The organism is Polaribacter sp., from assembly GCF_036480315.1.
Taxonomy (GTDB): domain Bacteria; phylum Bacteroidota; class Bacteroidia; order Flavobacteriales; family Flavobacteriaceae; genus Polaribacter.
In genome coordinates, this window is record NZ_JAZGGG010000047.1 from 1 (window position 1) to 5671 (window position 5671).

At 28.5% G+C, this 5671-nt stretch carries 7 protein-coding genes and 1 pseudogene; 6 read left to right on the plus strand and 2 right to left on the minus strand.

What is annotated here, in order from left to right; translation table 11 throughout:
• Positions 1-107 (plus strand): annotated as a pseudogene (locus tag V3V28_RS09635) (IS982 family transposase); the annotation flags it as partial.
• Between the two features lie 193 nt (positions 108-300).
• Here the strand turns inward: V3V28_RS09635 and V3V28_RS09640 are convergent.
• The gene (locus V3V28_RS09640; protein WP_331364807.1) at positions 301-771 is read right to left on the minus strand and encodes a DUF1569 domain-containing protein; all 471 of its coding nucleotides are present in this window, start codon (positions 769-771) and stop codon (positions 301-303) included.
• A 172-nt stretch (positions 772-943) separates the two neighbouring features.
• On the opposite strand from V3V28_RS09640, the gene V3V28_RS09645 reads away from it, so the two are divergent.
• Complete coding sequence (locus V3V28_RS09645; RefSeq protein ID WP_331364808.1) at positions 944-1168, plus strand: hypothetical protein; 225 nt, start codon at positions 944-946, stop codon at positions 1166-1168.
• A gap of 153 nt (positions 1169-1321) precedes the next feature.
• On the opposite strand, the gene ahcY is transcribed toward V3V28_RS09645, so the two are convergent.
• Entirely contained in the window at positions 1322-2635 is a 1314-nt protein-coding gene (gene ahcY / locus V3V28_RS09650) for an adenosylhomocysteinase (RefSeq protein WP_331364809.1), read from the minus strand.
• A 63-nt stretch (positions 2636-2698) separates the two neighbouring features.
• Here ahcY and V3V28_RS09655 point away from each other — a divergent pair, with 63 nt between their 5' ends.
• From V3V28_RS09655 to V3V28_RS09670, 4 genes are all read left to right on the plus strand, one after another.
• Positions 2699-3361, plus strand: coding sequence for a 4'-phosphopantetheinyl transferase family protein (locus V3V28_RS09655; protein ID WP_331364810.1), 663 nt, complete (start codon positions 2699-2701; stop codon positions 3359-3361).
• A gap of 64 nt (positions 3362-3425) precedes the next feature.
• Positions 3426-4151, plus strand: a complete 726-nt coding sequence (locus V3V28_RS09660; RefSeq protein WP_331364813.1) for a geranylgeranylglyceryl/heptaprenylglyceryl phosphate synthase — start codon at positions 3426-3428, stop codon at positions 4149-4151.
• A 3-nt stretch (positions 4152-4154) separates the two neighbouring features.
• Entirely contained in the window at positions 4155-4784 is a 630-nt protein-coding gene (gene pnuC, locus V3V28_RS09665) for a nicotinamide riboside transporter PnuC (protein WP_331364811.1), read from the plus strand.
• Positions 4748-5407, plus strand: a complete 660-nt coding sequence (locus V3V28_RS09670; protein ID WP_331364812.1) for an ATP-binding protein — start codon at positions 4748-4750, stop codon at positions 5405-5407. Before pnuC ends, V3V28_RS09670 begins: the two co-directional genes overlap by 37 nt.
• Positions 5408-5671 lie beyond the last annotated feature (264 nt).

A 5671-nucleotide genomic window follows, 5' to 3' on the forward strand; every position in this document is an offset into this window, starting at 1 on the left:
TTAAGACTAGAATACTCTCAAAATTAACCTCATTAACAATTATTCAATTCATTAATAAGTTTACTTTTGATAGAAATATTAACAACTTAAAAATTAGTATTATTTAAATGCACAACGGGTTAAATAATAGTATTGCTAAATTTTTCATCTTATGTATTTTTAAATTAATACATCAATTTTAAAGAACATAATCAGTTAAAAACATCCCTATAAATAGGTAGTTTAAAAAATCAAAGATTCACAAACCAATAAAACAAAAACTTTAATTATAATATTTTCTATTTCAGAAATTAACAAAACCTATTTTAAAATACTCTTTATAATTTTTAAATGATGATATGTATGCGCGTTTAAGAATTTTAAAACTCTTTTTTTATTTATATTACCAAACAAAGGATGTTTAAAAAAAGCATTTTCATCTAAACTTAAGATTTTTTTTATGTTCTGTTTAGCTTCTGCTAACTGTGTAATAATATCTTCTTCTAAAATTACTTCTGGCGGTTTAACATATTTTGGAGTTTTTGCTTTTCCTCTTGGAAAAAAGTTAAATTGTAAAAGCGCTTTTCCTAAAAGGCTAAAATTATCTATATACAAACTTGGATCTGAATTTTGCATATTTTTTACAACTGCATTCATAACCTTTAAACTATGATCTAAATGCCATGCAACATTTACTTTTGAAACAGTTGTATTTATAGCTTCACTATTAGGAATATATTTTTCTAATAGTTGTAATCTACTTTCTAAATCTGTTGTATTTAATGTGCTCATTTAGAGTTTATTTTTTTTGAAAGGTAGTAAAAGTATTCTTTGTAATACATTAATATCAATCAGATAAATATCATTTAATAAAGCAAATTATAAATGTCAAGAATTACCCATTCCAATTAAAAAAATAAATCTATAAAAAAAAAGGTTCCCCTAGTTAAAAAAAACTATTAAAATGCTAAACCTTTTATTTATATTTTTCTTACAAGGGCCTTGCAAACCTTGTTGTTCAAAACCACCAACTTCGCCAGCGAATTGTATTGGTGACCTTGCTAAATGTATTGATTGTCTTTCTACACCTGCCGCTTCAATTGAAGATTATATTTTTATCCTTTTTATAATTGCAATTTCTTATGGTATGTGGGTTCTCTATAAACATAATTCTAAAAAAACTTTTTAATTCATTGAAATTTAGAAACTATTCTAATATTCTGAAAACCTGTTAAAAGTCAAAAAAAAAAAAACTTCCCAAATAAACTAAAATAAATTCAGCTCAAGTGGAAAGGTTTTCAAGTTTTATGAGATTCTGAAACAAATTCAGAATGACAATAAATTAGTATCTATAATGTTCTGGCTTGTAAGGTCCATCTACAGTTACACCAATATAAGAAGCTTGATCAGAACGTAATTCTGTTAACTCTACTCCTATTTTTGCCAAATGTAATTTTGCTACTTTTTCATCTAAATGCTTTGGTAACATATATACTTCGTTTTCGTAAGCATCTCTATTATTCCATAATTCTAATTGTGCCAAAGTCTGATTTGTAAATGAATTACTCATTACAAAACTTGGGTGACCAGTTGCACAACCTAAATTCACTAAACGACCTTCAGCTAAAAGAATAATGTCATTTCCAGCGATGTTATATTTATCAACTTGTGGTTTAATTGTATCTTTTGTATGTCCGTGGTTTTTGTTTAACCAAGCCATATCAATTTCATTATCAAAGTGTCCAATGTTACAAACAATAACTTTGTCTTTCATTGCTTCGAAATGACGACCTTGAATAATGTCTTTATTTCCTGTAGTTGTAATAATAATATCAGAATTTGCAATAACAGTTTCTAATTTTTTTACTTCAAAACCATCCATTGCAGCTTGTAACGCACAAATAGGATCGATTTCTGTTACAGTAACAATAGAACCTGCACCGCTAAAAGAAGCAGCAGTTCCTTTACCTACATCACCATATCCACATACAGTTACACGTTTTCCAGCCAACATAATATCAGTTGCTCTTCTAATTGCATCTACAGCAGACTCTCTACATCCGTATTTATTATCAAATTTAGATTTGGTAACAGAATCGTTTACATTAATTGCTGGCATTGGTAAAGTTCCTGCCTTTACTCTGTCATACAATCTATGAACTCCTGTTGTAGTTTCTTCTGATAAACCATTGATTCCTGCAGCTAATTCTGGATAACGATCTAAAACCATGTTTGTTAAATCTCCACCATCATCTAAAATTAAGTTTAATGGTTTTTTATCTTCTCCAAAGAATAATGTTTGTTCTATACACCAGTCAAATTCTTCTTCTGTCATATCTTTCCATGCATACACAGCAGTTCCTGCTGCAGCAATTGCAGCAGCAGCTTGATCTTGTGTAGAAAAAATATTACAAGAACTCCAAGTTACTTCCGCTCCTAAAGCTTGTAAAGTTTCGATTAAAACAGCAGTTTGAATTGTCATATGTAAGCATCCTGCAATTCTAGCTCCTTTTAAAGGTTGACTATCACCATATTCTTCTCTTAATGACATTAATCCTGGCATTTCTGCTTCTGCCAAGTTGATTTCTTTTCTTCCCCAAGCTGCTAAAGAAATATCTTTAACTTTGTTTGGTACGTAAGCTGTTTTTGTACTCATATTATGTATATTTATATTCTAATTTTTCGAGCTGCAAAGTTACGACATCCATTTTAAAAAAGTATGCCTCTTTACAAAAGTTTAACGATTAACAAAAACACCAAAGTTTTAATTTGGAAGATTGAAGAATCTTTTAACGAATTAAACACAAACGTTTTACTAACTGATAAAAGTCAGACGCGTTTAGACGGTATGAAATCTAAATTGCACCAAAGAGGTTTTTTAAGTGTACGTCATTTATTAAATGCTGTAGGTTATTCTGACGCTGATTTAGTGTATGATGAATTTGGTAAACCTCATTTAAAAGATGGTAAACATATTTCTATTACACATTCTTTTACTTTTTCCGGAATTATAGTTTCTAATGATATTCCGGTTGGAATTGATATTGAAAAACAACGGGATAAAATTTTAAAGATTGCTCATAAATTTACACCTGTTGAAGAATACAAAACAATTGCAAATCATGATGCTTTAATTAGTAAACTAACCATAGTTTGGGGAGCAAAAGAGAGTTTGTATAAAATCTACGGAAAGAAAAAATTACTCTTCTTGCATCATATTTATGTTGATGACTTTAGGTTTGCTGATGAAAAAACCACTGGTGAAATTCGTTATGATGGAGAAAATTCTAAATATGATATTCATTTTTTAGAGTTTGAAGGTTTTACTTGTGTGTATGTTTTTAAAAAGAGTTACAAAGTAGCAGAATTACAAAGTTGTTAAGTAAAAAAAAGTTTTAAAGGTTTGTCTGTTTGAGCGCAGTCGAGAACTAATTTGTATTTTCGCAATTGTGAATATTTACCAAAACATTTTATCAGCAAAAAAGGAAAGCAAAAAATTACTTGCAGTTTTAATTGATCCTGAAAAAATTGATATCAAAAATATTCCTGCTTTTTTTGAAAAAGTACATCAATCTATAACAACTCATATTTTTGTTGGTGGTAGTACTGATAAAAACAATCAAACTAAAAATGTAGTTACCGTAATTAAGAAAACAACAAAATTACCAGTCATTTTATTTCCGGGTGATGTTGCTCAAATCACACAAGAAGCTGATGGAATTCTATTTTTAAGTCTTATTTCTGGCAGAAATCCTGAATATTTAATTGAACAACAAATTAAAGCAGTTCCTTATTTAAAAAATGTTGATTTAGAAATTTTACCAACAGGTTATATTCTTATTGATGGACAAAAAGAAACTGCAACTCAAAAAGTAAGCAAAACCAAACCAATTTCTCAAGATAATTTAGAACTGATTTTAAACACTGCTTTAGCTGGTGAATTTTCGGGAAAAAAACTAATTTATTTAGAAGCTGGTTCTGGAGCCTCAGTGCCTGTGGACGCAAACATTATCACTCTTGTCGAGGAAAACTTGTCAATCCCTTTAATTGTTGGTGGCGGAATTCGTTCTAAAAAACAATTAGAAAATACTTTTAATGCTGGTGCTGATATTGTTGTTATTGGAACTGCTTTTGAAAATGATGAAAACTTCTTTAATGAATTAAAAAAATAATAAATGTCAGAAATTTTCGATTTCCTTTTTGGTCAATATAAAACATATTCTACAACAGAAACTACATTAGAAATTGTGGCTGTTATTTTTGGTTTTTTATCTGTTTGGTATTCTAAACAAAACAAGATTTGGGTATTTCCTACAGGTATGATTAGTACTTCTATTTTTGTGTATTTATTATTAAAATGGGAGCTTCTTGGTGATATGATGATAAATGGTTATTACTTTATAATGAGTGTTTACGGTTGGTATATTTGGACTCGTAAAGTAGACGAAACACATGTTACACAAATTTCTAAAACCACACAGAAAGAGAAAAAAACTTCTATTTATATATTTTTAATAACACTGGTTTTTGTGTTTGTTGTTTATAAATATTTTGATAAATGGACAAGTTGGGTTGCATATGCAGATACAATTACAACTGCAATTTTCTTTGTTGGTATGTGGTTAATGGCAAAACGTAAAATAGAAAATTGGTTATTTTGGATTGGAGGAAATATCATTTCTGTACCTTTATACTTCTATAAAGGTTTTACTTTTACAAGCCTTCAATATTTAGGATTTACATTTATAGCAATATTTGGTTATTTAGCATGGAAAAAAAGCTTAAACAAAAACCCCTCAATTTAGTAAGAATTGTTTTATTTGGCCCAGAATCTACTGGAAAGACAACAATTTCTCGTCATTTAGCTCGTCATTACAATACTGTTTGGGCACCAGAATATGCAAGACAATACTTGCAAGACAAATGGAATAATGAACGTAAAACTTGTGAAAAAGAGGATTTGCTTCCGATTGCAATAGGGCAAATGAAATTAGAAAATAAATTAGCAAAAAAAGCTGATAAAGTTTTAATTTGTGATACAGATTTACTAGAAACAAAAGTATATTCAGAAGAATATTATGGTGGTTTTGTTGATGAAAATTTAGATAAAGCTGCAAACAAAAACAGTTACGATTTATACTTATTAACCTATATTGATACTCCTTGGGAAGAAGATGATTTAAGAGATAGACCAGAACTTCGATTAGAAATGTTTACCGCTTTTGAGAGCGCTTTAAAAAAACATAATAAAAACTACATTTTATTAAAAGGAGATAAAGGAACACGTCTAAAAAAAGCAACTGAAGCAATTGATAAATTAATTGAAGAAAAAGAAAATTTATATTCATTTTCAGATTCTTTACAGGATTTAGATATGCACTTTTCACATCAAAATACTAATGATTTTGGAACTTCTTTTGATTATTAAAAACTTTATAAATTATTTAAAACTGATACTAATTATAAATTTTAATAAGCGAATTAGATCTCATAAAGTTCTTTGAGCAAGTTAGAATTCATACTCTTTATAAAAAAGGGTGTTTAACCCGTTAAATAATTATATCAATTTACCTGTTGTGCATTATAAAAAAGCTGTTCATTGATTAAGAGAATCGTATATTTAATTGAATTTCAAACATTTAAATAGATGAACAGCTTTAGAGCAAATTACGAGAAAATTTTAGAGGTATTA